The organism is Vibrio orientalis CIP 102891 = ATCC 33934 (assembly GCF_000176235.1).
In the GTDB taxonomy this organism is placed as follows: domain Bacteria; phylum Pseudomonadota; class Gammaproteobacteria; order Enterobacterales; family Vibrionaceae; genus Vibrio; species Vibrio orientalis.
In genome coordinates this window covers 234311-259921 of the sequence record NZ_ACZV01000005.1, presented here as the reverse complement: position 1 = coordinate 259921, position 25611 = coordinate 234311, and the positions used below count along the sequence as shown (strand labels likewise).

The 25611-nt window shown below is 45.8% G+C and carries 24 protein-coding genes; 9 read left to right on the top strand and 15 right to left on the bottom strand.

Going from position 1 to position 25611, the window contains the following annotated elements; translation table 11 throughout:
• Positions 1-13 precede the first annotated feature (13 nt).
• Together VIA_RS11715 and VIA_RS11710 are read left to right on the top strand one after the other, a co-directional pair.
• A complete protein-coding gene (locus VIA_RS11715; protein ID WP_004413210.1) occupies positions 14-1537 on the top strand; it encodes an HD domain-containing phosphohydrolase in 1524 nt (507 codons plus the stop codon).
• A 142-nt stretch (positions 1538-1679) separates the two neighbouring features.
• Positions 1680-2489 carry a DUF922 domain-containing protein gene (locus VIA_RS11710; RefSeq protein ID WP_004413209.1) on the top strand — a complete coding sequence of 270 codons (810 nt, stop codon included), beginning with the start codon at positions 1680-1682 and terminating at the stop codon, positions 2487-2489.
• 56 nt (positions 2490-2545) lie between these two features.
• Here the strand turns inward: VIA_RS11710 and thiI are convergent, their stop codons facing one another.
• The 3 genes from thiI to pomA all read right to left on the bottom strand — a co-directional run bounded on the left by thiI (position 2546) and on the right by pomA (position 5867).
• Positions 2546-3994 carry a tRNA uracil 4-sulfurtransferase ThiI gene (thiI, locus tag VIA_RS11705; RefSeq protein WP_004413208.1) on the bottom strand — a complete coding sequence of 483 codons (1449 nt, stop codon included), beginning with the start codon at positions 3992-3994 and terminating at the stop codon, positions 2546-2548.
• A gap of 156 nt (positions 3995-4150) precedes the next feature.
• Positions 4151-5092: a flagellar motor protein MotB gene (locus tag VIA_RS11700; RefSeq protein ID WP_004413207.1), complete on the bottom strand. Its 942-nt coding sequence runs from the start codon at positions 5090-5092 to the stop codon at positions 4151-4153.
• Positions 5093-5102: 10 nt separating this feature from the next.
• Entirely contained in the window at positions 5103-5867 is a 765-nt protein-coding gene (gene pomA / locus VIA_RS11695) for a flagellar motor protein PomA (protein ID WP_004413205.1), read from the bottom strand.
• 261 nt (positions 5868-6128) lie between these two features.
• On the opposite strand from pomA, the gene xseB reads away from it, so the two are divergent.
• The 3 genes from xseB to dxs are packed head-to-tail and all read left to right on the top strand — an operon-like array spanning position 6129 to position 9162.
• Positions 6129-6371: an exodeoxyribonuclease VII small subunit gene (gene xseB, locus VIA_RS11690; RefSeq protein WP_004413204.1), complete on the top strand. Its 243-nt coding sequence runs from the start codon at positions 6129-6131 to the stop codon at positions 6369-6371.
• Between the two features lie 20 nt (positions 6372-6391).
• Positions 6392-7276 (top strand): (2E,6E)-farnesyl diphosphate synthase, encoded by an 885-nt coding sequence (gene ispA / locus VIA_RS11685; RefSeq protein WP_004413203.1) that lies wholly within the window; start codon positions 6392-6394, stop codon positions 7274-7276.
• A 20-nt stretch (positions 7277-7296) separates the two neighbouring features.
• Complete coding sequence (gene dxs / locus VIA_RS11680) at positions 7297-9162, top strand: 1-deoxy-D-xylulose-5-phosphate synthase (RefSeq protein ID WP_004413202.1); 1866 nt, start codon at positions 7297-7299, stop codon at positions 9160-9162.
• A 60-nt stretch (positions 9163-9222) separates the two neighbouring features.
• On the opposite strand, the gene truC is transcribed toward dxs, so the two are convergent.
• Both truC and VIA_RS11670 read right to left on the bottom strand, forming a co-directional pair.
• Positions 9223-9945 (bottom strand): tRNA pseudouridine(65) synthase TruC, encoded by a 723-nt coding sequence (truC, locus tag VIA_RS11675; protein ID WP_004413201.1) that lies wholly within the window; start codon positions 9943-9945, stop codon positions 9223-9225.
• Positions 9938-10258: a YqcC family protein gene (locus VIA_RS11670; protein WP_004413200.1), complete on the bottom strand. Its 321-nt coding sequence runs from the start codon at positions 10256-10258 to the stop codon at positions 9938-9940. Before VIA_RS11670 ends, truC begins: the two co-directional genes overlap by 8 nt.
• Before the next feature lie 76 nt (positions 10259-10334).
• On the opposite strand from VIA_RS11670, the gene VIA_RS11665 reads away from it, so the two are divergent.
• The gene (locus VIA_RS11665; RefSeq protein WP_004413199.1) at positions 10335-11372 is read left to right on the top strand and encodes a DUF3549 family protein; all 1038 of its coding nucleotides are present in this window, start codon (positions 10335-10337) and stop codon (positions 11370-11372) included.
• A gap of 2 nt (positions 11373-11374) precedes the next feature.
• Positions 11375-11674: a DUF3301 domain-containing protein gene (locus VIA_RS21705; protein ID WP_004418618.1), complete on the top strand. Its 300-nt coding sequence runs from the start codon at positions 11375-11377 to the stop codon at positions 11672-11674.
• Here the strand turns inward: VIA_RS21705 and VIA_RS11660 are convergent.
• On the bottom strand, positions 11622-12140 hold the full coding sequence (locus VIA_RS11660; protein ID WP_004413198.1) for a GNAT family N-acetyltransferase: 519 nt from the start codon (positions 12138-12140) through the stop codon (positions 11622-11624). The genes VIA_RS21705 and VIA_RS11660 overlap by 53 nt on opposite strands.
• Before the next feature lie 788 nt (positions 12141-12928).
• Between VIA_RS11660 and VIA_RS11655 the strand changes: the two genes are divergently transcribed.
• Positions 12929-13216, top strand: a complete 288-nt coding sequence (locus VIA_RS11655; protein ID WP_004413197.1) for a hypothetical protein — start codon at positions 12929-12931, stop codon at positions 13214-13216.
• A 110-nt stretch (positions 13217-13326) separates the two neighbouring features.
• On the opposite strand, the gene sucD is transcribed toward VIA_RS11655, so the two are convergent.
• The 8 genes from sucD to sdhC all read right to left on the bottom strand — a co-directional run bounded on the left by sucD (position 13327) and on the right by sdhC (position 22950).
• Positions 13327-14199 carry a succinate--CoA ligase subunit alpha gene (sucD, locus tag VIA_RS11650; protein WP_004413196.1) on the bottom strand — a complete coding sequence of 291 codons (873 nt, stop codon included), beginning with the start codon at positions 14197-14199 and terminating at the stop codon, positions 13327-13329.
• On the bottom strand, positions 14199-15365 hold the full coding sequence (sucC, locus tag VIA_RS11645) for an ADP-forming succinate--CoA ligase subunit beta (protein ID WP_004413195.1): 1167 nt from the start codon (positions 15363-15365) through the stop codon (positions 14199-14201). The genes sucD and sucC overlap by 1 nt, the downstream gene beginning before the upstream one ends.
• A 205-nt stretch (positions 15366-15570) precedes the next feature.
• Positions 15571-16776: a 2-oxoglutarate dehydrogenase complex dihydrolipoyllysine-residue succinyltransferase gene (odhB, locus tag VIA_RS11640; protein WP_004413194.1), complete on the bottom strand. Its 1206-nt coding sequence runs from the start codon at positions 16774-16776 to the stop codon at positions 15571-15573.
• Between the two features lie 28 nt (positions 16777-16804).
• Positions 16805-19630: a 2-oxoglutarate dehydrogenase E1 component gene (gene sucA, locus VIA_RS11635; protein ID WP_004413192.1), complete on the bottom strand. Its 2826-nt coding sequence runs from the start codon at positions 19628-19630 to the stop codon at positions 16805-16807.
• 93 nt (positions 19631-19723) lie between these two features.
• A complete protein-coding gene (locus VIA_RS11630; RefSeq protein ID WP_004413191.1) occupies positions 19724-20434 on the bottom strand; it encodes a succinate dehydrogenase iron-sulfur subunit in 711 nt (236 codons plus the stop codon).
• Positions 20435-20452: 18 nt separating this feature from the next.
• Entirely contained in the window at positions 20453-22219 is a 1767-nt protein-coding gene (gene sdhA / locus VIA_RS11625) for a succinate dehydrogenase flavoprotein subunit (RefSeq protein WP_004413189.1), read from the bottom strand.
• Entirely contained in the window at positions 22220-22564 is a 345-nt protein-coding gene (sdhD, locus tag VIA_RS11620) for a succinate dehydrogenase, hydrophobic membrane anchor protein (RefSeq protein WP_004413188.1), read from the bottom strand.
• Complete coding sequence (sdhC, locus tag VIA_RS11615) at positions 22558-22950, bottom strand: succinate dehydrogenase cytochrome b556 subunit (protein ID WP_004413187.1); 393 nt, start codon at positions 22948-22950, stop codon at positions 22558-22560. Before sdhC ends, sdhD begins: the two co-directional genes overlap by 7 nt.
• A 396-nt stretch (positions 22951-23346) precedes the next feature.
• Between sdhC and VIA_RS11610 the strand changes: the two genes are divergently transcribed.
• The gene (locus VIA_RS11610; RefSeq protein WP_004413186.1) at positions 23347-24636 is read left to right on the top strand and encodes a citrate synthase; all 1290 of its coding nucleotides are present in this window, start codon (positions 23347-23349) and stop codon (positions 24634-24636) included.
• A gap of 206 nt (positions 24637-24842) precedes the next feature.
• On the opposite strand, the gene VIA_RS11605 is transcribed toward VIA_RS11610, so the two are convergent.
• Positions 24843-25601 (bottom strand): Nif3-like dinuclear metal center hexameric protein, encoded by a 759-nt coding sequence (locus tag VIA_RS11605; RefSeq protein WP_004413185.1) that lies wholly within the window; start codon positions 25599-25601, stop codon positions 24843-24845.
• Between the last annotated feature and the right edge of the window lie 10 nt (positions 25602-25611).

The following is a 25611-nucleotide window of genomic DNA, read 5'->3' as shown; positions in this document are numbered from 1 at the left end:
ACGGGAGGCACCTATGCCACTAGAATTGTTGCGAGAAATGGATGAGCCGAGACTCCCCCCATGGAAAGTACTTCTCGTTGATGATGATGCCGATATCCACCAAGTCACCAAGCTTGTCCTTCGCCGTTTTACCCTTGATGATCGACCGCTAGAGTTTATTCACGCTTACTCAGGTATTGAAGCTAAAGAGAAGCTTTCGACTCATGATGACATCGCCTTAGTGTTCTTAGACGTTGTCATGGAGTCAGATGATGCCGGCCTTGAAGTGGCTCGTTGGATACGACAAGACCTCGGTAATCATAAAACTCGTATTATTTTGCGTACCGGACAACCTGGCCAAGCCCCCGAGCAAAGTGTTGTTGCCGATTACGACATCAACGACTACAAAGAGAAAACCGAACTGACCAGCCAAAAGTTGTTTACGGCTGTCCTTTCTGCGCTGAGGTCCTATCGCGATATCATCAAAATAGACCATGCCAAACAACTAGAAACCAACTACCGCCTAGGTCTAGAGCGAGTCATTCAATCAACTGCTGTTATTTTCCAGCAACACACCTTAAAAACGTTCTCTAATGGAATTTTGCAGCAGGTACTGTCACTGCTCCGAATGAACGAACAAAGCATGTTAGTCAGCGTGCGTGGTTTAACCACTATCCAGCAGCCAGAAAGTGGCTACCAAGTATTAGCCCAAATCGGCCAAAACCAAGAAGACACGATAGATCCTGTCGTTCGCGAATATTTGGATAAAGCCATTGAGCAACAACAAAGTATTATCGACGGCGATATCTTCGTCGGCTACTTCGCCACCAGCTCTGGCGCGGTCAGTTTGCTTTACCTTAAAGGCGCACGAAAGATCACTGAACTAGAGAGCCAACTACTGACGATTTTTTCCTATAGCGTCAGCTTGGCATTTGAGAATTTGTCTCTCAGTCAAGAAATCATCGATACTCAAGGGGAATTGATATACCGCCTAGGTGACGTGGTAGAGTCACGCTCTCAAGAAGCGGGCAATCATGTAAGGCGCATGTCTGAGCTAAGCTACGAATTGTGCTTGTTGCTTGGCTACTCTGAAGAAAAAGCTCAGCTGTTACGCCAAGCTGCGCCAATGCACGATATTGGCAAGATAGCGATCCCCGACTCCGTTCTACTCAAACCGGGAAAATTAGATGCGGACGAATGGGAGACGATGAAAAACCATGCCGCTATTGGTCACAATATTTTAGCCGGTTCTAAGCGCAAGATATTACAAACAGCTGCAACTATTGCCCATCAGCATCATGAAAAAGTCGATGGTACAGGCTACCCACTAGGCCTAAAAGGCGATGAGATTAGCATTGAGGCGCGTATTATTGCGGTGGCAGACGTATTTGATGCGTTGACCCACGAACGTTGTTATAAACCGGCTTGGCCTGTGGAAGAGGTCATCGAGGAACTTAAACGTTCTAAAGGCAGCCATTTAGATGCCAAGATCGTCGATACCCTGCTAGATAACATAGATGTTGCGATTGAAATCAACCGAAAATACGCCACAGAATAGCGCGCTCATAGCCTAAACAAGTCGAGATAAGATCGTCCGTAAGGAGATAAAAGAACCCCGCGAACTTATTACTTTCCTGTAGCTGTGTGCTTCGCTGCCCAATAGTCTAAATCCTGTACAAATTTGCTAAAATGGAGAGACTATGGACATCACTAAAGTTGCAGCCCTAGCCCTTAGTTTACTGAGTGTCAGTATACAGGCCGCACCAATTTATAATGAAACCCAATCTTATCAGCAAGGAAGCCAAGTTGAGCACCTAGGTAACATCTACCAAGCAAAATGGTGGGCGGGTACTGAAGACATACCCGGTGCACCAGTCCAACACGAATGGCAAACGCCTTGGAAATTGCTAGGGCAAGTTACGCCACCTACTGAACCCTTACCTGAACCCGATCCGGAGCCACCTATCACCCCAGAGGTTCCGACAGAACCTCTAGAAAATCGAGTTGGACCAGAGATAACGTATTCTGAATTAGAAAATCTTCGTTACTATCTTATTGACCCTGACACACCCGACGATATCGCTTATGCGCTAAGTCAAGACGACACCGTCCCGATGCATGGAAGAACTGACTACAATGTTGCTTGGAAGTACGAGTACGCCAAAAGCGATGGAATTTGTTCTATTGCCAATGCTGAAGTGAAAGTCACGACACACTACGTGATGCCTAAGCTAACATTGCGAGCGGCCGCCAATATAGATACACAGACTAAGTTCAACGCATACTACGATAAGCTCATGGCACATGAGCAAAACCACCACGGTTTTGGAGTTCAAGCAGCGCAAGAAATTGAACAACTTATCTTTGCTTGGGATCCTGAATCTTGCCAAACAATTGGCAACTCAATTAATAGTGCTGCGTATAAAGTACTCGACAAATACGGCGAACAAAACCGTATTTATGACGATGAAACCAACCACGGCTATACCGAAGGTGTGGTAATCCATTAGCCCTAATACGAAAAAGCCACTCAATGATGAGTGGCTTTTACTAATTAATAGGCTCTTTAAGGACGGTAAACCTTAACATTGTTAAAGCCTTGCTCTTGTAAGTATAGAGCTTGTAGTCGGCTCATTACACCACGGTCACAATATAGTAGATATGTCTTAGACTGTTCTAAGTCACCAAACTGTGTACCTAGCTTGAAGAATGGAATGTGTTTTACTTCCACACCTTCAATTTCAAGTGGGTTGTCGTCTTCTTCTTCCGGGCTACGGATATCAAGAACGATAGCATGCTCTTCAACCGCTTGAACTTGCTCAACTTCAGGTGCCGCTTGTTCGGTTTCTTTAGCAATATCGCGGATGTCCATCACGCGAGCATCACGAACCACTTGCTCTAGAATATCGAAGTCGAACTTATCTTCTTCAACGTCTAGCTTAGCTTTAACCGCTTTCACTGTTGGCTTCTTAGAAATGACGCCACAGTACTCAGGCATTGTCTTAGCAAAGTCTTCTGTGCCGATATCACGCGCTAGATTGATGATATCTTCTTTATCCCAGTTAATAAGCGGACGAAGAATCAACGTATCTGTTACGTTGTCGATGTGACGAAGGTTAGTCAGTGTTTGGCTAGATACCTGACCTAGAGCCTCACCAGTAACAAGTGCTTCAATCTTGAATTTCTCAGCGACCATGCCTGCAGCACGCATAAACATACGCTTAAGAATAACACCCATTTGACCGTCATCGACTTTCTCTAGGATTTCCGCCACGACAGGTTCGAAATCAACTGAGATAAAACGGACTTTTGCCGAAGAACCGTACTTGTTCCATAGGTAGTGAGAAACCTGCTTAACACCGATTTCGTGTGCTGGACCACCTAGGTTAAAGAAACAGTAATGCACTTTAGAGCCACGCTTAATGTGAAGGTAGCTTGATACGCCAGAATCGAAGCCACCAGAAATCAGGCTTAGTACATCTTCTTGTGTTCCAAGTGGGAAGCCACCTAGACCTTTGTAACGCGCGATAACTTGGTTTAGCTTCTCATTCGCGACTTCAACTTTGACTGTCACGTCAGGGTTCTTCAGCTTAACGCTCGCACTTTCAATCGCTTGGTTAAGACCGCCACCAACATAACGCTCAAGTTCAATAGAGGTAAAGTCATGCTTACCACGACGCTTAGCACGAACAACAAACGTCTTACCTTCAAGGTTTGGACGATTAAGCTCAAGCACTTGTTCAAAAATGTTATGCAGATCGGTGAAATCTGATTGCTGCACTTCAAGTACATGGTGAATACCTGGCGTGTGCGTCAGTACCTCAATCACTTCGTTGCGATACTGATCCGATTCCGCCGTCACTTCGATATGGTCACGACGATTGAATACCGCCACAGACTCTGAACGACTCTTAATGATGTTGCGAATATTGCACTCGAGAATCTTTGTGAAGCGCTTACGCACCGACTCACTTTTTACAAAAATTTCTGGATGGGGCTTGACGATAAATTTCATAATTCACTTCACAACAAGTTTAATAAATTCGCAGAATAAGCGGGCGTGCTAGGCATTCACCGCTCACTCGAAATAAGAGTTGGACTCTAAGGGCGCAAGATTATACATGAATGAATGGCCATAAAAAAGACGAGCCTTTTGCTCGTCTTTTTTCTTTTATTGATTTACCGGGATTTCATCACTTAACAATGCTTCACCCTGCATGATGCTGATTTCAACTCGGCGGTTCCGTGAACGTTGCGCCTCAGTATCATTCGGACCCAGCGGCTCAGTATCCGCCATACCTCTGACACGCAATCGTTCATGATTAAAGCCGCGGACTTTTTCCATCTCTTGCGCAACCGAGACGGCACGTTGAGCGGATAAGTCCCAATTAGAACGATACAACTCAGAATCAATACGTTGGTTGTCAGTGTGGCCAGAAACACGAATACGTCCGGGAACATCTTTGACTAAATCCGCAATCTGCCTCACTAGCGGTCTAAACTTCGGTTGTAAGAAGGCTGAACCTTCAGGGAACGCGCCCTTCTCACGAATACGAATGTCAATCTGCTGACCTAAGTTTTCAACTTCAATTGCCCCTTGTTCGATTTCACGTTCCAAGGCTTTCTTAATGCTCTCCATCAATGTCTCTAACTCTTGAGACATTTCAGCAGATTGCTGCTGTTGGCTATCCGACTCGGAGTTTTGGTTGTTCTGAGTCGAGGTATCCGGCGACTGTCCACCGGTCAACTTACCTTGATCACGCTGAGTACCGCCCGCTCGATCAGACTCCCCTTCATGAAACTCTAAGGTTTGCTGAGTGATATCGATTGTCTGCTGCATAATAACGTCAATCGGCGTCGGCTCAGGACGTCCAGGTCGGAATTCTTGAGCAATAATGCTTGTCCCTTTTGGAATATCTTTGACTTCCAATCGGTTTTGAACACCAAAAGCAAACTTCATTGAGCCTGCGATCTGTTTGAATTTCAGTACATCCATTTCAGAGAACGAGAGTAGAAGTACGAAGAAACACATCAGCAGCGACATTAAGTCAGCAAAGGTCCCCATCCACAACGGAAGACCGGGTGGCGGACATTTGGGTTGTTCTTCTTCCATACCTTTGACCTTACTCGTTATCTACGTCAAGAGCACGCTTACCTTCATTGAGGTAATTCTTAAGGTAACTGTCAATGACTCGAGGGTTCTGACCATCTTGAATCGCTAATACACCATCCATGACTAGACGGCGGTTGAGTTTCTCTTGCTCACGGCGTAGAGACAGCTTGTCAGCAATTGGGAAAAAGACCATGTTTGATAAGATCGCACCATACAGAGTGGTTAAGAGTGCTACCGCCATCGCAGGACCGATCGCTTTAGGGTCATCCATGTTAGAAAGCATCGCAACCAGACCGACCAGTGTACCAATCATCCCCATCGCAGGAGCGACGTCGCCAAAGGCTCTAAATACACTACCACCAAAGTCATGACGCTCGTCAGTCAGGACAATATCTTTCTGCAATGCGGCGCGAACCACATCAGCATCATGACCATCAACCAATAAGTCGATGCCTTTTTGCATAAAGCCGTTGGTGATTTCCATCTCTTCTAGCGCTAAGAAACCGCCTTTACGTGCAGCGTCAGCCATCTCAACAACCTTAGCAATAAGATCTTCTGGCTCATCCGCTTTGAACATGAAAGCTTTACCGGCAATCTTCGCCGCACCAAAAAATTGGCCCATGGTGAACTTCATTAAAACGACAAAGGTAGAGCCACCCACTACGATCAAAATCGACGTGACGTCGATGAACATCATAATGCTTCCGCCAAGTATCATTGCCATGATAACGAAAGCAAAGCCGCCTAATAGTCCCACCAGCGTTGCTAAATCCACAAAGCACTCCTCATGCAATCTTTGAGCTTCTAACAAAGTATATCGGCAACGTGTTCAGATCTTTAGTTTTTTATTGATACTCTATTCACATAAATGCAGTTGCTTACTTTGCTTGCACTAGAAAAATTACGCGACTGATGAGATTCAAACTGATTGATTGGCTGCCAAAGCTCGATTTTTCTGACAATTTTACTCGGTTAAATTTGACCATCATTATCGGCTAAGGTAACTTTCGTGCATCTTTGTCAAAGTAGAAACGTTATGGCGAGCAAGAAACCTGAAAACATGACCTTCGAGGCGACGATCGACGAACTCGATATCATCGTAGAAAACCTCGAGAATGGTGATTTAGCATTGGAAGATGCGCTTAAGAAATTTGAGCGTGGCATTACGCTTGCTCGTGCAGGCCAAACTAAACTCAGCGATGCCGAACAACGCGTTAGCATTTTGCTGCAAAACGATGACGAATCCCCATTAAGTAACTTTGACGGCCAGCCTGAGTAATTGATAGAAATATGTCTGTTATGCAAGAGGCATTAACCTCATTTCAACAACGCAATAATGATCAGCTAAATCTTTGGCTGCAAGCACTGCCACACCAAAATCAGCCATTAATTGAAGCAATGCGCTACGGGCTATTACTTGGTGGCAAACGTGCGCGACCATTTTTGGTCTACATTACCGGTCAAATGTTAGGTTGTGATAAGAGTGACCTTGATACTCCTGCTTCTGCGGTTGAGTGCATTCACGCCTACTCACTGATCCATGACGACCTACCTGCGATGGATGACGATGAACTTCGTCGTGGTCAAACAACCTGTCATATAAAATTTGATGAAGCCACCGCGATCCTCACTGGTGACGCGCTGCAAACATTAGCATTCACCATTTTAGCTGACGGCGATTTACACCCAAATGCTGAAGTTAACCGTATAAAGATGATAAAAGTCTTGGCTGACGCGTCAGGTGCGAATGGTATGTGCTTAGGTCAAGCATTGGACCTTGCGGCTGAAAACCGCTCTGTTTCACTAGAAGAATTAGAAGAGATTCACCGCAACAAAACTGGCGCATTGATGAAGTCTGCAATCCGCCTAGGTGCTCTCGCGGCGGGTGAGAAAGGACTTGAGGTGATGCCTCAGCTCGACAAATACGCCGACGCGGTTGGACTTGCCTTTCAGGTTCAAGACGACATCCTTGATATAGTTAGTGATACAGAAACTTTGGGTAAGCCTCAAGGTTCTGATCAAGAATTAAACAAAAGCACCTATCCTGCCCTGCTAGGATTAGACGGAGCTATTAACAAAGCTCACACTCTGTTAAATGAAGCACTTCAAGCTTTGGAAGCAATCCCATACAATACAGAGTTACTCGAAGAGTTCGCCCGATATGTCATCGAGCGCAAGAACTAACACAATAAGCGCGCATTTATATGACTCTTGATATTTCAAAATATCCAACACTTGCTCTAGCAGATACGCCAGATGAGCTCCGTAGTCTTCCGAAAGAAGTACTGCCGACGCTATGTGATGAACTACGTACCTACTTATTAAATTCAGTGAGCCAATCAAGTGGCCACTTAGCTTCCGGCTTAGGTACCGTGGAACTCACCGTCGCGCTTCATTACGTCTACAACACGCCTTTTGACCAATTGGTGTGGGATGTGGGCCATCAAGCATACCCGCATAAGATCTTAACTGGTCGCCGCGACCAAATGCCTACCATTCGCCAGAAAGACGGCTTGCACCCATTCCCTTGGCGTGAAGAGAGTGAGTACGACACATTATCTGTTGGTCACTCTTCAACATCGATCAGTGCCGGTCTAGGCATGGCGATCAGCGCAGGAAAAGAAGGTAAGAACCGTAAAGTCGTCAGCGTCATTGGTGATGGTGCTATCACTGCGGGTATGGCATTCGAAGCAATGAACCATGCGGGCGACGTTCACTCTGACATGCTGGTTATTCTTAATGATAACGAGATGTCGATTTCGGAAAACGTTGGCGCGCTGAATAACCACTTAGCCCAAGTACTTTCTGGAAACCTGTACACCTCCATTCGTGAAGGCGGCAAAAAAGTTCTGTCTGGCGTTCCACCGATTAAAGAATTAGTTCGCCGCACAGAAGAACATCTTAAAGGCATGGTCGTTCCTGGCACTCTATTTGAAGAGCTAGGCTTTAACTACATTGGCCCTGTCGACGGCCATGATGTCAATGAGTTGGTCAAAACTCTGAAGAACATGCGCGAGCTAAAAGGCCCGCAGTTCCTGCACATCATGACTAAGAAAGGCAAAGGTTACGAGCCTGCAGAAAAAGATCCAATCGGCTACCACGGTGTACCTAAGTTTGACCCTAGCCACAACACTTTACCAAAGAGCAGTGGTGGCAAACCAAGCTTCTCTAAGATCTTCGGTGACTTCTTATGTGATATGGCCGCGCAAGATCCTAAGCTGATGGCGATTACGCCAGCAATGCGCGAAGGCTCTGGTATGGTTCGTTTCTCGAAAGAGTATCCAGAGCAGTACTTTGATGTCGCAATTGCTGAGCAGCACGCTGTGACGTTGGCGACAGGTATGGCGATTGCGGGTGATAACCCAATCGTTGCTATCTACTCGACCTTCTTGCAGCGTGGCTACGATCAGCTGATTCACGATGTGGCTATCATGGACTTGCCTGTGATGTTTGCCATTGACCGTGCAGGTTTAGTTGGCGCAGATGGCCAAACTCACCAAGGTGCCTTTGACCTAAGCTTTATGCGTTGCATTCCAAACATGGTGATCATGGCACCGAGTGACGAGAACGAATGTCGCCAAATGCTCTACACTGGTCATAAGCATACTGGCCCTTCGGCGGTACGTTACCCACGCGGTACCGGTATGGGTACAGAGATCGAACAAGAGTTTACTGCACTAGAGATCGGCAAAGGCCGCCTTGTTCGCCAAGGTGAAAAGGTCGCGATCTTAAGCTTTGGTACTTTCCTTGGTAACGCTCTGAAAGCGGCAGAGACTTTAAATGCCACGGTTGCAGATATGCGCTTTGTTAAACCACTTGATAAAGAGCTGATCAAGCATCTCGCGGCTGAGCACGACGTGCTAGTAACACTCGAAGAAAATGCGATTGCTGGCGGTGCGGGTGCAGGTGTGATTGAGTTTATGATGAAAGAGAAAGTCATCAAACCAGTACTTAACCTAGGTTTGCCAGACGAATTTGTTCATCAAGGCACCCAAGATGAACTCCATGCTGAATTAGGCTTAGATGCAACCGGCATCGAAAACGCCATTCGCCAATATCTAGAAAAGTAGACGTTACTTTTTTGGTATCAAAAAGCCCTCTATCTGAGGGCTTTTTTGTCGCTAATGAATTTATTCTGGCACTTGCCAATCAAACTCCGCACAGAGTTTTTGCCAGGTTTCGTCGATACCCGCTTTAATAAGTAGCTTTTCATTGGTGAAGGGATGGACAAACTCTAAGCTTGATGCATGCAGTAGAAGCCTGTGCGAGTCGTAGACTTCTCTATACAGTTTATTGTGCTTACCGTCACCATGAGTCGTATCACCGACAATAGGATGCCTTAGGTGAGCCATATGGCGCCTTAGCTGATGTTTGCGCCCTGTTAGTGGTTTCATTTCCATCAAGCAGTAACGAGTGGTTGGAAACTTACCTGTAGAATGAGGCACTTCTACTTTCGCCAGCGGCCAATAGTCAGTAATGGCTTCTTGCGCTTCTTTCTCTTGGCTGGCGTGCTTATCAGCAATCTTATCCAGCTCAACCTTCAATGCGTAATCAAGGCGACCAGACTCTTCAATCCAACCGCGGACAATCGCGTGATAGGTTTTCTCCATCTCGTGATTGGCGAACATCGGCATCACCTGCGAAGCCACTTCACTAGACAGTGCAAAAATCAGCACACCTGATGTCGGTCGATCAAGCCGGTGAAGAGGAAACACATGTTGACCAATTTGGTCACGCAAGGTTTGCATCACAAACTGGGTTTCATGCTTATCTAACCAACTACGGTGAACCAGCATCCCCGCTGGCTTATTTACGGCGACGAAATACTCATCTTGGAAAACAATCTCAAGCATCGCTACATACCTTATCTATCTGTTGGATAATATTGATCAGTGAGTTCATCTCCTGCTCGTGTTTCCAGCACTCTTCAAAATAAGCGGCCATCGCAAACCCAATTGGCAACGGCTGATTGTCTTTCAATAGTAGACGTATGCGCGCGACAAATATCCATTGCAACCACTCAAGAGGAGTGAGGCTATCGATAGCAAAAGGCTCCTGACTGCTTAGTGCTTCAACACTAGGAGTGTGTTGTTGCCACAGCCCCAATTCTTGCATCTCACCTTCTAAAGCGTCGATTAACTCGACTAATTGTTTTTCTTTCGTCATTAAACTTGATATTGGACCTTGAAAATTGGCCTAAGAGTACCATTTATAGAGGAAAGAAAGTTAGGACAATTCTCCAATGGAAACGATTCATACCCTCACCCAACTGCTCAATGACAGTGACTGCCAGTATCAAGTGTTTGATCTTGGGCGTCGTATCAAAACCATCGACGCAAAAACCTTTGCTGATGCTGAGAAAGGTCAACTGCCATACCCTTACCCAATGCAGCGTAAAGCCCATATTGCGATCGCTTATTGGAACAAAGAGCAACAGCCATGGATTTGGTTTCTAAAGTTTGATCTTGATGAGCGTGGCTTACTTAAGCAGTCAGACATTGGTAACTTCTTAAAGTACGTGATTGAAGCAATGGGTACTCGTATCAATCAAGATATGAGTGAAGAGCAACAAGAGAAGCTGTCCAACAACCCTTATACCTTCAAACCTGCTGAAGACAAGATGGCGGTCTTTCACAGCCAAGTTCGTGCCTCGCTAGATCTGCCTTGTAGCCAATATTATGAGCACGCTCAGCACTACTTTTCGGGCGGATTAGAGTGGGATAAATGGCACACGGTTGGCCTACAAGGCGTGACTGATATCTGTGCGCGCCTAGGCCAAGAGCAAAATGGCGTTAATGTACGCAAAGCGCTGCAACACCTACCTAATGAACCGCTTTATGCACTACTTGGGGCGTTAGAGCACACCGAACTTTCGAATAAGCTCGCTGAGCGAATTGCCGAGATGGCCAAGCAGCAGATTGAAAATGAACAACCAGACCTGTTCCTACTTTCAGCGTTAACACGTGCCCTATCTGGCGCAACGACATCCATAGCACAACCGATCTTTGATGCCATTCTTGCTAGCCCGCGCTTAAGCCATCAAGAGATATTAATTGGCATAGCAGGTCGCAGTTGGCATTGGCTTAGTGATGCAAAGACAGCAGAGCAGTTCCTGCTGCGCTTAGCACAAACTGGCAACCAAACTCTGTTTAATCAGCTGTTTGCTGATCTTGTTATGCTACCTGAACTTAGAATGGTTTTACTGCCTTTGCTGCACTCAAGCCCTTCAGAGGAGCTGGCACAAGCGCTTATTCGACTGCAACAAGCAACTAAGGCTTAATTATGATTCATGACCTCTTTGCTATTCTAGCTCTTGCCATTGTCTGTCTTCTGTTTTGGCAGCAAAGACGACAGGCGGAAATAGCTAAAAGCATCGCATTGCGAAAGTGCAAAGAGCTCGATCTTCAATTAGTCAGTGTCGCTCTCAAACGTCACAAACTTAAAACGCCAGACGGTGTCTGGCGTTGGCATTCTATCTATCAATTTGAGTTTTCGTCACTGGGTGACGACTGCTACCAAGGGGAGATTATTATGCAAGGCTTCCGACTAGCAAAGGTGGCTCTACCACCGCATCGGATGTAAATAGGTACTCATCATAGGGACCGAACGTATCAGCTTTATGGGCATTGAGTACAAAACCCAGTTTATTTAAAATTCGAATTGAAGGCTCATGGCCGACATTGGCTGTTGCGATGACTTTGTTGATGTTTAAGTCGCGCAATGCCTTTGGAAAAAACGCCTGCAACACTTCGCTGGCGATCCCTCTTCCCCAGTAATTTTTATCAAAGATATATCCAAGCTCAGGTTCACCGTCTAGATCACAAACAAACACATGACCGATATAGTCACGAGTACTACTGTCTAGTACCGCTCTGGCGTAGATATTAGGGTCTGTTAGTACCTGTTCAAACAGTCTCTTAGCGGACGACACCGTGTGCGCCCCATTCATTTGCGCGCGATTGATCGCACAACAGTTGAGAATAAGAAACTCAGATTGTAATGAGTCGTTATAAGGTACTAATAACGATCGGCGAGTCACAATAGTCATGACACATCCTTGTAAGCAGCAGTTCTTGTCTTATAAAACAAAGCCGAAAATTTATACCAACTGATAGCAACCTTTATTGATCTAGGTTGTTTTTAGCACATTGTTATTAGAGTTATTAGTAAAGGTGAGATCTAAGAAAAACCCCGATACATCAGTATCGGGGTTATAAGTCTTACTCGCAGCATTCCGGCTACAAAAGGTGCTCCATGCATCTTCCATAATAGCTACTGAATCCTTCAGTATTATCCAACCGTCGCCTTCCTAGCGGTGTCCTCATCATCCTGATAGCTAACATATCCTAGTTAGCGCACATCACTCTATCCTTAAGTGGTGTCCTGTGTATCTTCCTGATACTGTCCTAGCCTCTTCCTAGAGGAGTCCATTGCCTTCCTTGTCACTCACATCCTGTCAGTGGCTGTTTCCTTACAATGCCTTTTCGCTCCGTGCTTGATTAACTATCCTAGTCAACCAATCTTCTTCCTGAAGATTCCCAATCCTTGGTCTTTCCTGTTCCGTGTCAGTATCCTTCCGACAGGTTCTAATTTACGCGAATGAGCGCCAGAGACAATGCTTGTAGTAAATCAAAAAAACGCAACAATATTGAAACAAAACAAAATTTAACTACAAATCAAAAGGTTAAACTCACCTCAGGTACTTATCTTGTGTTTAAAACGCAGTTTGTCTCACAGCAGGTGTGAGAGATCTCGCACAAACTCTTTCACTATTTTCTATTCGCCAATTTTAGATTGACTGGGTATGATTAAATACATCAGCACAATGGAGGTTATATGCTTACTCAAGATGTTAGCCAAGAGCTAAAAGATGTCCTTGAACAGTTACACGCAGAAGGGAAAGAGCCGACAGTCGCACTAGTAAAAGCGCGTTTGAGTACACCTGTGCCTATGCCAGCTTTGATTACAACCTTGAAGAGTTGGAAAAGTTCGAATCGCGTGCCTAAAATCGAAGTGGCAGCAAAAAAACAAGACGTTGATTCAGATCGAATTGAACAGTTAGAAAAGCAAGTACAGGATCTAACAGCAAGATTGATTGCGATTGAGAAAAAGTTAGCGAAATAGAGATTTCCTACTCTCTCCTTCGTTGCTCTATGGAATGATAAATAGTTGAAGAGTAGAAAACAAAAAGGCTTGGCGATGTGCCAAGCCTTTCTCATTTGAAGCAGGTTAAATTACCAACCTGTTACTTCACGTAGACCTTTGCCGATGTCAGCAAGAGACTTAACAGTCTTAACGCCTGCCGCTTCTAGAGCCGCAAACTTGTCTTCCGCTGTGCCTTTACCACCTGAGATGATTGCACCTGCGTGACCCATACGTTTACCAGGAGGAGCAGTAACACCTGCAATGTAAGAAACGACTGGTTTCGTAACGTTCTCTTTGATGTACGCTGCTGCTTCTTCTTCCGCAGTACCACCGATTTCACCAATCATTACGATTGCTTCTGTTTCAGGGTCTTCTTGGAACAACTTTAGAATATCGATAAAGTTTGAACCAGGGATTGGGTCACCACCGATACCTACACAAGTAGATTGGCCGAAACCTTCATCAGTTGTTTGCTTAACCGCTTCGTACGTTAGTGTACCTGAGCGTGAAACGATACCCACTTTACCTTTCTTATGAATGTGACCTGGCATGATGCCAATCTTACACTCATCAGGAGTGATAACACCTGGACAGTTGGGACCGATCATGCGAACGCCAGTTTCTTCTAGCTTCACTTTTACATCGATCATATCTGTTGTTGGGATACCTTCTGTGATTGTCACGATAAGCTCGATACCTGCATCTATCGCTTCAAGGATTGCATCTTTACAGAACGGAGCTGGTACGTAGATAACAGTCGCAGTTGCGCCCGTTGCTTCTACAGCTTCACGTACTGTGTTGAATACAGGTTGACCTAGGTGAGTTTGACCACCTTTACCAGGCGAAACACCACCAACCATCTGCGTACCGTACGCGATAGCTTGCTCTGAGTGGAAAGTACCTTGACCACCAGTGAAGCCCTGACAGATTACTTTAGTGTCTTTGTTAATTAGTACAGACATTATTTAGCCTCCGCAGCAGCAACAACTTTCTGAGCAGCATCTGTTAGCGACTCAGCAGCAATGATATCAACATCAGAATTAGCAAGTACTTCGCGACCTAGGTCAGCGTTAGTACCTTCAAGACGAACAACAACAGGAACCGTTACGCCGACTTCTTTAACCGCACCGATAATACCTTCTGCGATCATGTCACAACGAACGATACCACCGAAGATGTTTACAAGTACTGCTTTCACATTGTCATCAGAAAGGATGATCTTAAATGCTTCAGCAACACGCTCTTTTGTTGCGCCGCCACCAACGTCTAGGAAGTTAGCAGGTTTGCCGCCATGTAGGTTTACGATATCCATCGTACCCATCGCAAGGCCTGCACCGTTAACCATACAGCCAACGTTGCCATCAAGTGCTACGTAGTTCAGTTCCCACTGAGCTGCGTGCGCTTCACGCTCATCTTCCTGTGAAGGATCGTGCATTTCACGCAGCTTAGGCTGACGGTAAAGTGCATTTGAGTCGATGTTGATCTTACCGTCTAGACAAAGCAGGTTGCCTTCACCAGTAATAACAAGAGGGTTGATCTCTAGTAGAGCTAAGTCGTACTGAGCGAACATCTCACCAAGACCCATAAAGATCTTAACGAATTGTTTGATTTGGTCACCTTTAAGACCTAGCTTAAACGCTAGCTCGCGACCTTGATAAGCTTGAGGGCCAACTAATGGATCGATTGCCGCTTTGTGAATCAACTCAGGGGTTTCTTCTGCGATTTTTTCGATATCCACGCCGCCTTCAGTAGAAGCCATGAATACAATTTTACGACTAGCGCGGTCTACAACAGCACCTAGGTATAGTTCATTTGCGATGTTCGACGCTTCTTCAACTAAGATTTTTGTTACAGGCTGACCGTTTGCATCTGTTTGGTAAGTCACTAGGTTTTTACCTAGCCACTTTTGAGCAAACTCTTTAACGCCATCTTTCGTGTCGTGTAGCTCAACGCCACCCGCTTTACCACGTCCACCCGCGTGAACCTGACACTTTACAACTTTCTTCTCAGTTGTAATGCGACCTGCAGCTTCAAAAGCTTCTTGTGGTGTATCACAAGCGAAGCCTTCCGGTACAGGCAAACCGAATTCTGCAAACAGCTGTTTGGCTTGGTATTCATGCAAATTCATTTTGATATTCCGTTTATTTTCCCTTAAGGGATTATTATTTCCATAACGTCGCTATGCTGCGTACGTCTGTAGGGTCTTCTCAAATAAATCATTGTTTATCCAGCAACAAACAATGGTTCAAGTGAAGGCCAGACAGTTGAGCTAGTCTAGCCCTTGAAACTATCGAACGTCTAGCGACCCAAGGTAACTAGACGTTTTAGCGATATTAAACGTCTAATAGCAGACGCGCTGGATCTTCTAGTAGCTCTTTAATCGTTACTAGGAAACCAACGGACTCACGGCCGTCAATTAGACGGTGATCGTAAGACAGTGCTAGGTACATCATAGGTAGGATTTCTACCTTGCCATCTACTGCCATTGGGCGCTCTTGGATCTTGTGCATACCAAGAATTGCTGACTGCGGCGGATTGATGATTGGCGTTGACATCAGTGAACCAAATACACCACCGTTAGTGATAGTGAAGTTACCACCCATTAGCTCATCAACAGTTAGCTTGCCGTCACGGCCTTTGATTGCTAGCTCTTTGATGCCTTTTTCTACGTCAGCAAAGCCTAGTGTGTCGCAATCTTTCAATACTGGAGTTACTAGACCACGTGGCGTAGATACTGCCATGCTGATGTCGAAGTAGTTGTGGTAAACAATGTCCTCACCATCAATCGATGCATTGACTTCAGGGTAACGTTTTAGCGCTTCAGTCACCGCTTTCACGTAGAAAGACATAAAGCCTAGACGAATACCGTGACGCTCTTCGAATTGGTCTTTGTACTGCTTACGAAGATCCATGATTGGCTTCATGTTTACTTCGTTAAACGTCGTTAGCATTGCCGTGTTGTTCTTCGCTTCAAGAAGACGGTTTGCAACTGTCTTACGTAGACGAGTCATAGGAACACGTTTCTGGCTACGAGCCGCCGCTGGAGCTTCTGCCACAGGAGCATCCGCTTTAGGTGCCGCTTTCGCATTAGCTAGGTGCGCATCAACATCTTCACGAGTAATACGACCGCCAACACCCGTACCTTTTACTTGAGATGGCTCTAAGCCATGCTCTGCAAGTAGACGACGAACAGCTGGACTTAGCGCATCGTTGCTCTCTTCGGTAAGCGCAGCTTTATGGCGCTTATCTGGAGACGCTTCTGTAGACTCAGTCGTATCCGTTGTTGGTTCACCAGCAACCGCACCAGGCTTAAGCTTAGCGATTAGCTGCTTAGAAAGTACCGTAGTACCTTCTGCTTCAATAATTGCTTCTAGCACACCCGCTTCTGGAGCTGGTACTTCTAGAACTACTTTGTCAGTTTCGATATCAACCAGTACTTCGTCACGCTCAACGACGTCACCAGGTTGTTTGTGCCAAGTTGCTACTGTAGCGTCTGCAACAGATTCAGGTAAATCTGGAACCAGAATTTCAATTGTCATATCTGTTTCTTCCTTTAACTTCTAGTTCTTAATCCGAAGTTTTTGTATTCACGTTAAGCGCGTCTTCAACCAGCGCTTTTTGTTGTTTCAAGTGTACTGACATATAACCGACAGCTGGTGATGCTGATGCTGGGCGGCCAGCATATTTAAGATCAGCACCGGCTGGGATTGCAGCACGGAAGTTGTGTTGGCTACAGTACCAAGCACCTTGGTTTTGAGGCTCTTCTTGACACCAAACAAAGTCTTCAACATTAGTGTATTGCTCGATCGCCGCTTTCACTTCATCCTGTGGGAATGGGTATAGCTGCTCGATACGCACAATAGCCACATCGTCTTGTTCGTTGTTACGACGTTGCTCTAGCAAGTCGAAGTAAACTTTACCCGAACAGAAGACTACGCGTTTCACTTTAGCTGCGTCTAGGTTGTCGATCTCTGGAATCGCTGGTTGGAATGTCCCTTCCGATAGGTCTTCTAATGTAGAAGTACATAGCGGGTGACGAAGTAGAGACTTCGGTGACATCACAATAAGAGGTCGACGCATTGGGCGAACAACTTGGCGGCGAATCATGTGGTAAACCTGCGCCGGAGTTGATGGCACAACAACCTGCATGTTTTGCTCAGCACAAAGCTGTAAGTAACGCTCTAGGCGTGCTGACGAGTGCTCTGGGCCTTGACCTTCATAACCGTGCGGAAGCAACATCGTTAGGCCACATAGTCGAGCCCACTTTTGTTCACCTGACGAGATAAATTGGTCAATAACAACTTGTGCACCGTTGGCGAAATCACCAAACTGCGCTTCCCAAAGCGTTAGGCCACTTGGCTCTGCTGTCGCATAACCGTATTCAAAGGCCAATACTGCTTCTTCAGAAAGCACCGAGTCGAAGACTTGGAACGGACCTTGTTTATCGTGGATATTTGCTAGAGGAACAAACGTGCTTGCATCGTTCTGGTTATGCAGAACTGAGTGACGGTGGAAGAAAGTACCACGGCCAGAATCCTGCCCTGAAATACGAATACGCTTACCGTCATCAACGAGCGTTGCATACGCCAACGTTTCTGCCATACCCCAGTCAACCGCTTTCTCGCCGCTGATCATCGCTTTACGATCGTTGTAAAGCTTGTTCACTCGGCTTTGCAGCTTGTGGCTCTCTGGGTAAGTACATAGACGCTGACCTAGCTCAATTAAGCGCTCAGTATCAAATTTGTTGTCCCACTCAACATCCCAGTCATGACCAAGGTACGGAGACCAGTCTACTGAGTGAAGAGCCATAGGACGCCACTCTTTAACGACAACTTCGCCGTGATCCAATGCGTCACGGTACTCGTTGACCAGTTGCGTAGCAGTATCAATACCAAGAACGTCTTTTTCCATTAGCACGTCCGCGTATAGCTTACGTGGCGTTGGGTGCTTCTTGATTTTCTGGTACATCAGTGGCTGAGTCGCATTCGGCTCATCCGCTTCGTTGTGACCATGACGACGGTAACAAACCAAATCAATCACAACATCGCGTTTAAATTCGTTACGGTAATCAAGCGCGATACGAGTAACAAATGCAACCGCTTCTGGATCGTCTGCGTTTACGTGGAAAATTGGTGCCTGTACCATCTTAGCGATATCGGTACAGTACATGGTTGAACGCGTATCAGTCGGGTTAGATGTCGTGAAACCAACTTGGTTATTGACAACAATTCGAACCGTACCGCCAACTTGGAAACCACGTGCCTGAGACATATTGAACGTCTCAGCAACTACGCCTTGACCTGCAATTGCAGAGTCACCATGAATAGTGATCGGCAGAACTGTACTACCTGTCTTGTCGCCTAAACGATCTTGACGGGCACGTACCGAACCAATAACTACTGGGTTTACAATCTCAAGGTGAGATGGGTTAAAGGCTAGCGCTAGGTGAACATCACCGCCTGGCGTTGCGAAATCCGCTGAGAAACCTTGGTGATACTTAACATCACCTGTACCCCACGTTTCGTCATGCTTACCAGCAAATTCATCGAATAGGTCTTGTGGTTTCTTACCTAACACGTTTACCAACATGTTTAGACGACCACGGTGAGCCATACCGATAACCACTTCACGCATGCCACTTGCACCCGCATGACGAATCAATTCTTTCGTCATTGGGATTAGTGCATCACCACCTTCTAGTGAGAATCGCTTAGCACCTGGGAATTTTGCACCTAGGTAACGCTCTAGACCTTCAGCTGCTGTCAGCTCGTCTAGGAACATGTGCTTTTCTTCAGTAGAGAAAGAAGGTTGACCAATCACAGACTCTAAACGTTGCTGGATCCAACGTTTTTGTTCTGTGTCTGTCATGTGCATGTATTCTGCACCGATAGAACCACAGTACGTTTTCTTCAGAGCTGAATAGATATCTTTCAACTGCATCGTCTCTTGGCCAATGGCAAAAGAACCAACGTTGAAGGTCTCTTCTAGGTCATCTTCGGTAAGATTGTGGAATGCGGGTTCTAGCTCCGCCACAGGTGGACGTTGCCATAAACCAAGAGGGTCAAGCTGTGCCGCTTCGTGTCCACGGAATCGGTAAGCATTGATTAATTGGAGTACTTTAACTTGTTTAGCGTCGACATCTGGATCACTAACCTGGACACTATAATGCTTTGTTTCTTGAGCGAGTCGTCGGAAGTAGTCACGGACACGCGAATGTGGTTGTTCTACCACTTCTTCTGTCGGCTTAGGCAAGCCTTCAAATACGCGTTTCCACTCCTCACTTACCAGATCGGGATCACTTAGATACAGTTCGTAGAGGTCCTCTACATACGTTGCATTGGCGCCAGCCAAGTGTGAAGACTCGAGCCACGCCTTCATCACGCCGTTGTGCATATTTTCCCTTAACCAGTAGTTTTCACGTTTGCTTCGGTCTTACGCCGAGCTATTAAGAGCCGACCCAAATTAGGCCGGCAATTTTTTGTTTCATTAGACAGAACGGTTAACCAACATCGTCTTGATGTGACCAATCGCTTTCGTCGGATTTAATCCCTTAGGACAAACACTTACACAATTCATGATGCCATGGCAACGGAAAACGCTAAATGCATCATCAAGATTTGATAGACGTTCATCTGTTGCTGTATCTCGGCTATCAATTAACCAGCGGTAAGCTGCCAATAGACCTGCAGGGCCAATAAACTTATCTGGGTTCCACCAGAAAGATGGGCATGACGTTGTACAACATGCACACATGATACATTCGTATAGGCCATCAAGATGAGCACGCTCATCTGGCGTTTGCAGGTTCTCACGTGATGGCGGTAGAGCACCGTCATCAATCAAGAAAGGCTTAACTTTCGAATAGTTATCGTAGAACTGTGTCATGTCAACAATAAGATCTCGAACAACAGGCAAACCTGGTAATGGGCGAATCACAATCTTGTCTGCTTTAAGTGCAGAAAGTGGCGTGATACACGCTAGGCCATTTTTACCATTCATGTTCAGACCGTCAGAACCACATACACCTTCACGGCAAGAGCGACGGAACGAGATGCTTGGATCTTGCTCTTTCAGCAGAATCAACGCATCCAAAAGCATCATGTCAGAGCCTTCGTCCACTTCAAGCGTGTAGTCTTTCATGTAAGGTTTTTGATCAACGTCCGGATTGTAGCGGTACAAAGAGAAATTCAGTTTCATAATATTATCCTCCTTTCCTTAGTACGTACGTGCTTTCGGCGGGAACGCATCACGGTGAATAGGTTCCATGTTGACATCACGCTTCGCCATTGCTTCCGTTTCTGGATTGTAGACCGAGTGACATAGCCACTGCGCATCATCACGATCTGGGAAGTCAAAACGAGCATGTGCTCCACGACTTTCTGTACGGTAGTTTGCCGCTACGGCTGTTGCGTATGCTGTTTCCATCAGGTTTTCTAGTTCTAGACACTCAATACGCTGAGTGTTGAACTCTGTTGATTTATCAGCAAGGTGTGCGTTTTTCAGACGCTCACGGATAACTTTCAGCTCTTCAAGACCTTTAGCCATTGCATCACCTTCACGGAATACCGAGAAGTTATTCTGCATACATTGTTGTAGGTCTTTACGAATCTGTGCTGGGTCTTCACCCTCTGTGCTGTTTTCCCAACGGTTGTAACGCTCTAGAGAACGCTCAATGTCAGCTTCAGTTGCTGCTTTCGCTTCCGCTTGTTTCGCCAACGTCTCACCAAGGTGTAGACCTGTTGCACGGCCAAATACCACCAAGTCGAGAAGTGAGTTACCACCAAGACGGTTAGCACCGTGTACAGATACAGATGCAATTTCACCACAAGCGAATAGGCCTTGAACTTCAACATCAGCGCCGCTTTCATCTTGCTTGATAGCCTGACCAGAAACCTGAGTTGGAACGCCACCCATCATGTAGTGACAAGTTGGAATTACTGGGATTGGCTCTTTCACTGGGTCAACGTGAGCAAATGTACGAGACAGTTCACAAACGCCAGGTAGACGTGACTCAAGAGTCTCTTTACCTAGGTGATCCAGTTTCAGTTTAATATGTGGACCCCAAGGACCATCGCAGCCTCGACCTTCACGGATTTCAATCATCATTGAACGAGCAACAACGTCACGACCAGCAAGGTCTTTCGCGTTAGGGGCGTAACGCTCCATGAAACGTTCGCCATCTTTGTTGAGAAGGTAACCACCTTCACCACGACAGCCTTCTGTTACAAGAACACCTGCGCCAGCGATACCCGTTGGGTGGAACTGCCACATTTCCATATCTTGCATTGGAACGCCTGCACGAAGTGCCATACCAACGCCATCACCCGTGTTGATGTGAGCATTCGTTGTTGATGCGTAGATACGACCTGCACCACCCGTAGCTAGGATGGTTGCTTTTGATTTGAAGTAACAAACTTCACCGGTTTCCATACAAAGCGCAGTACAACCTAGAACAACACCATCTTCGTTCTTCACAAGATCAAGTGCATACCACTCAGAGAATACGGTTGTTTTGTGTTTGATGTTTTGCTGGTAAAGCGTGTGTAGAAGCGCGTGACCAGTACGGTCAGCTGCAGCTGCTGTGCGCGCAGCCTGCTCACCACCGAAGTTCTTCGACTGACCGCCGAAAGGACGTTGGTAGATAGTACCGTTGTCGAAACGCGAGAAAGGTAGACCCATTTTCTCAAGTTCAATGACTGACTCAGGACCATTCTTACACATGTACTCGATAGCGTCTTGGTCACCGATGTAGTCAGAACCTTTAACGGTATCGTACATGTGCTGTTCCCAGTGGTCTTCATGCGCGTTACCTAACGCAACAGTGATACCACCCTGTGCTGATACAGTGTGAGAACGAGTAGGAAATACTTTAGAAAGCAAAGCACATGATAGGCCTTGCTCAGAGATTTGTAGCGCAGCACGCATGCCTGCACCACCAGCGCCGATTACTACGGCATCAAATTCGCGAACTGGAATAGACACTTACGCACCCCACAAAATAAATAGACCAGAGAAGAAGTAGCCAAACAGTACTGCAATAACAGCTAACTGTAGGCCGCCACGAAGCTTAGCGCATTTGATGTAGTCAGTAAGAACCTGCCACAAACCAATCCACGCATGGATTAGAACCGAAACCAACGCTAACATCGTGAACACTTTAGTGAACGTGCCACCAAAGAACTGAGTCCAAGATACGTAAGAAATATCTGTGAAAGCACAGAAGCTAACCAGATAGATTGTATAAAGTGTCATGATGATCGCAGTAGCACGAATCAGTAGGAAATCGTGTACACCATTACGACCAAAAGATGAAATATGTTTTACCACACCATGATCCCCGCTAGTAGTGACAGGACGGCTGTCGCTGCGAATGCAACCTTAGCGCTCATTGCACCAGATTCCAGCTCTTCAAAATGACCTAAGTCCATCAGAAGGTGACGGATACCACCAACAATATGGTAGGCCAGTGCCGTTAGAATTCCCCACAAGATAAACGTCACAAAGAAGCCATCAACAATGTCGACTGCTTGTGCGTAACCTACAGGAGAGGATAAGGAAATGGATAGTAACCAAAGTAGGATCCCGACCGCGACAAACGTAATCACACCGGATACACGGTGTAAAATAGATGCGATTGCAGTGATCGGAAAGCGAATGGTCTGTAAATCTAAATTAACAGGTCTTGACTTTCTTTCTTTCACGGGCTTGCTCACTCAGCTCCATTGAGCATTTATAGTTATGAACGAATTTTGGTTGCAAACCTGCAAAAGTTAACATTTATATAACAAGCAACCCCATCAAATGACCGAGTATTTTGTAAAAAATTTGTTAACAACAAGACTCGAAACTTCACCTCACATTTGTTTCAAGCCTTGAATTTATAAGGTTTCCACCAAAATTTACTGCGCCACTATACGGCTGGCAACATTCTAATACAATTGATGTAACAATTTTTGCTACACAGCCCAGATTTTTAACGTTTTGCATTCAAAAAATCATAACAAGTGCACACATCAGAGGAGAAAAATTGACTTTGATAACGAACACACGTACAAAAATGTCACACAAACATCCTGGACGGATTAAATAATAAAACAAAGGAGATTGTTATGGCGGATAAGAAAGCTACCCTTCATGTTGAAGGTCAAGCGCCAATCGAGCTGCCGATTATGGAAGGTGCCCTAGGCACACCTGTAATTGATGTTCGTAAACTGGGAGCAAATGGATTCTTTACATTTGACCCAGGTTTTCTTGCCACTGCATCTTGTGAATCTCAAATCACCTACATCGACGGCGGCAAAGGCATTCTTTTGCACCGCGGTTACCCAATTGATCAGCTAGCAAATAATGCTGATTACTTAGAAGTATGTTACATCCTTCTTTATGGTGAAGCCCCAACCCGTGAACAATACGAGCAATTCAAAACAACTGTAACTCGCCATACGATGGTACATGAGCAAATCGCTAGCTTCTTCCATGGCTTCCGTCGTGATGCTCACCCAATGGCAGTTATGTGTGGCGTAGTCGGTGCACTTGCTGCGTTTTACCACGATTCATTAGATATCAATAACGACGAACACCGCGAAATCGCGGCATATCGACTACTGTCGAAAATGCCAACACTTGCGGCAATGTGTTACAAGTACTCAATCGGCCAGCCATTCATTTATCCACGTAATGACCTAAGCTACGCTGAGAACTACCTGCACATGATGTTCGCTAACCCATGTGAAGAGTACGAAGTTAACCCTGTTGTTGCTCGCGCAATGGATAAAATCTTTACATTGCACGCAGACCACGAGCAAAACGCTTCAACGTCTACAGTACGTCTGTCTGGTTCATCAGGTGCTAACCCATTCGCTTGTATCGCGGCAGGTATCGCATCTTTATGGGGCCCAGCTCACGGTGGTGCTAACGAAGCATGTCTGAAGATGCTTGAAGAGATCGGTAGTGTCGATAACATTCCTGAGTACGTTGCACGTGCGAAGGATAAAGATGACCCGTTCCGCCTAATGGGCTTCGGTCACCGTGTTTACAAGAACTACGATCCACGTGCTACGGTTATGCGTGAAACGTGCCACGAAGTACTTAAAGAGCTTAATATCAAAGATCCACTGCTTGACGTGGCAATGGAACTTGAACGTATTGCTCTTTCTGACGAATACTTTGTATCGAAGAAACTATACCCGAACGTAGACTTCTACTCAGGTATCATTCTGAAAGCGATTGGCATTCCTGTATCAATGTTTACCGTTATCTTTGCAATCTCTCGTACTATCGGTTGGATTGCACACTGGAACGAAATGCACAGCGATCCACTAAACCGTATCGGTCGCCCTCGCCAGCTATACACTGGTGAAGTACAGCGTGAATTCTCGCCTCTACATGAGCGTGAATAATAGCTGACTAGCAAAAAATAAAAGGCTGACGTTTACACGTCAGCCTTTTTTATTAGATGAGTTGTCATCCTCAAAAACGAGTCATGAGTGAGTTGGGGAGCTCTTAAAGCAAGTCGGTAACTTATGGAGATTCCCTACTCGCTCCTTCGTCACTCTATGGAATGACGACTTCTCTATCTTAAACTCCCCAAAATCTAAAAATGACCTTAAACCGGATTATCAATATCAATAAATTCGACATCCAAATCGTGTTCTTTGGCTAACCATTCACCAAGAGCTTTAATTCCGTAGCGCTCGGTCGCATGGTGACCTGCAGCGAAATAATGGATATCTTGCTCGCGTGCCGAGTAAGTCGTACGCTCTGAGATCTCGCCTGATACAAAGGCATCGAGGCCATTTTGAGCCGCTAGCTCGATATAATCTTGGCCACCACCAGTACACCAACCGACTGTTTCAATCATCTTATCGGCATTATCTGGCGCAATGTGCAGTGGCTCGCGAGCGAGTACTTGATTAATCTTGCTGGCGAACTCAGCACCTGTCATTGGTGTTTTTAGTCGACCAAACATCGCGACAGATTGCGGATGACCTTCAAGACCACCTTCAACGTCTATTTCTAACAAACGTGCCAGTTCAGCGTTATTACCCAGTTCAGGGTGGATATCTAGTGGTAGGTGGTACCCCAACAAGTTTACGTCGTTCTTGATCAGTGTGCGGATGCGCTTACCTTTCATACCACGAATCGGCTCAGGTTCACCTTTCCAAAAATAGCCGTGGTGAACCAAAAGTGCATCAGCGTTGAGCTCTACCGCTTTATCAATTAATGCTTGTGAAGCCGTCACACCGGTAACGACCTTTTTAATCAGCTCTTTACCTTCAACCTGCAAGCCGTTAGGTGCATAGTCTTTAATGAGTTGTGGAGAGAGTTTCTCGTTAAGGATTTTTTCTAATTGTAAGTTGTTCATGACAGCTTCC

What these genes read in the sequence shown, in the direction of transcription:
- VIA_RS11700 (WP_004413207.1), bottom strand. Translation starts at nt 5,092, where the DNA reads ATGGAAGAAGAACAACCCAAATGTCCGCCACCCGGTCTTCCGTTGTGG.
- dxs (WP_004413202.1), top strand. Translation starts at nt 7,297, where the DNA reads ATGACTCTTGATATTTCAAAATATCCAACACTTGCTCTAGCAGATACG.
- truC (WP_004413201.1), bottom strand. Translation starts at nt 9,945, where the DNA reads ATGCTTGAGATTGTTTTCCAAGATGAGTATTTCGTCGCCGTAAATAAG.
- VIA_RS21705 (WP_004418618.1), top strand. Translation starts at nt 11,375, where the DNA reads ATGATTCATGACCTCTTTGCTATTCTAGCTCTTGCCATTGTCTGTCTT.
- VIA_RS11715 (WP_004413210.1), top strand. Translation starts at nt 14, where the DNA reads ATGCCACTAGAATTGTTGCGAGAAATGGATGAGCCGAGACTCCCCCCA.
- thiI (WP_004413208.1), bottom strand. Translation starts at nt 3,994, where the DNA reads ATGAAATTTATCGTCAAGCCCCATCCAGAAATTTTTGTAAAAAGTGAG.
- VIA_RS11660 (WP_004413198.1), bottom strand. Translation starts at nt 12,140, where the DNA reads ATGACTATTGTGACTCGCCGATCGTTATTAGTACCTTATAACGACTCA.
- sucC (WP_004413195.1), bottom strand. Translation starts at nt 15,365, where the DNA reads ATGAATTTGCATGAATACCAAGCCAAACAGCTGTTTGCAGAATTCGGT.
- VIA_RS11665 (WP_004413199.1), top strand. Translation starts at nt 10,335, where the DNA reads ATGGAAACGATTCATACCCTCACCCAACTGCTCAATGACAGTGACTGC.
- VIA_RS11655 (WP_004413197.1), top strand. Translation starts at nt 12,929, where the DNA reads ATGCTTACTCAAGATGTTAGCCAAGAGCTAAAAGATGTCCTTGAACAG.
- sucA (WP_004413192.1), bottom strand. Translation starts at nt 19,630, where the DNA reads ATGCACAACGGCGTGATGAAGGCGTGGCTCGAGTCTTCACACTTGGCT.
- sucD (WP_004413196.1), bottom strand. Translation starts at nt 14,199, where the DNA reads ATGTCTGTACTAATTAACAAAGACACTAAAGTAATCTGTCAGGGCTTC.
- VIA_RS11670 (WP_004413200.1), bottom strand. Translation starts at nt 10,258, where the DNA reads ATGACGAAAGAAAAACAATTAGTCGAGTTAATCGACGCTTTAGAAGGT.
- odhB (WP_004413194.1), bottom strand. Translation starts at nt 16,776, where the DNA reads ATGACAATTGAAATTCTGGTTCCAGATTTACCTGAATCTGTTGCAGAC.
- ispA (WP_004413203.1), top strand. Translation starts at nt 6,392, where the DNA reads ATGCAAGAGGCATTAACCTCATTTCAACAACGCAATAATGATCAGCTA.
- VIA_RS11610 (WP_004413186.1), top strand. Translation starts at nt 23,347, where the DNA reads ATGGCGGATAAGAAAGCTACCCTTCATGTTGAAGGTCAAGCGCCAATC.
- xseB (WP_004413204.1), top strand. Translation starts at nt 6,129, where the DNA reads ATGGCGAGCAAGAAACCTGAAAACATGACCTTCGAGGCGACGATCGAC.
- VIA_RS11605 (WP_004413185.1), bottom strand. Translation starts at nt 25,601, where the DNA reads ATGAACAACTTACAATTAGAAAAAATCCTTAACGAGAAACTCTCTCCA.
- VIA_RS11710 (WP_004413209.1), top strand. Translation starts at nt 1,680, where the DNA reads ATGGACATCACTAAAGTTGCAGCCCTAGCCCTTAGTTTACTGAGTGTC.
- VIA_RS11630 (WP_004413191.1), bottom strand. Translation starts at nt 20,434, where the DNA reads ATGAAACTGAATTTCTCTTTGTACCGCTACAATCCGGACGTTGATCAA.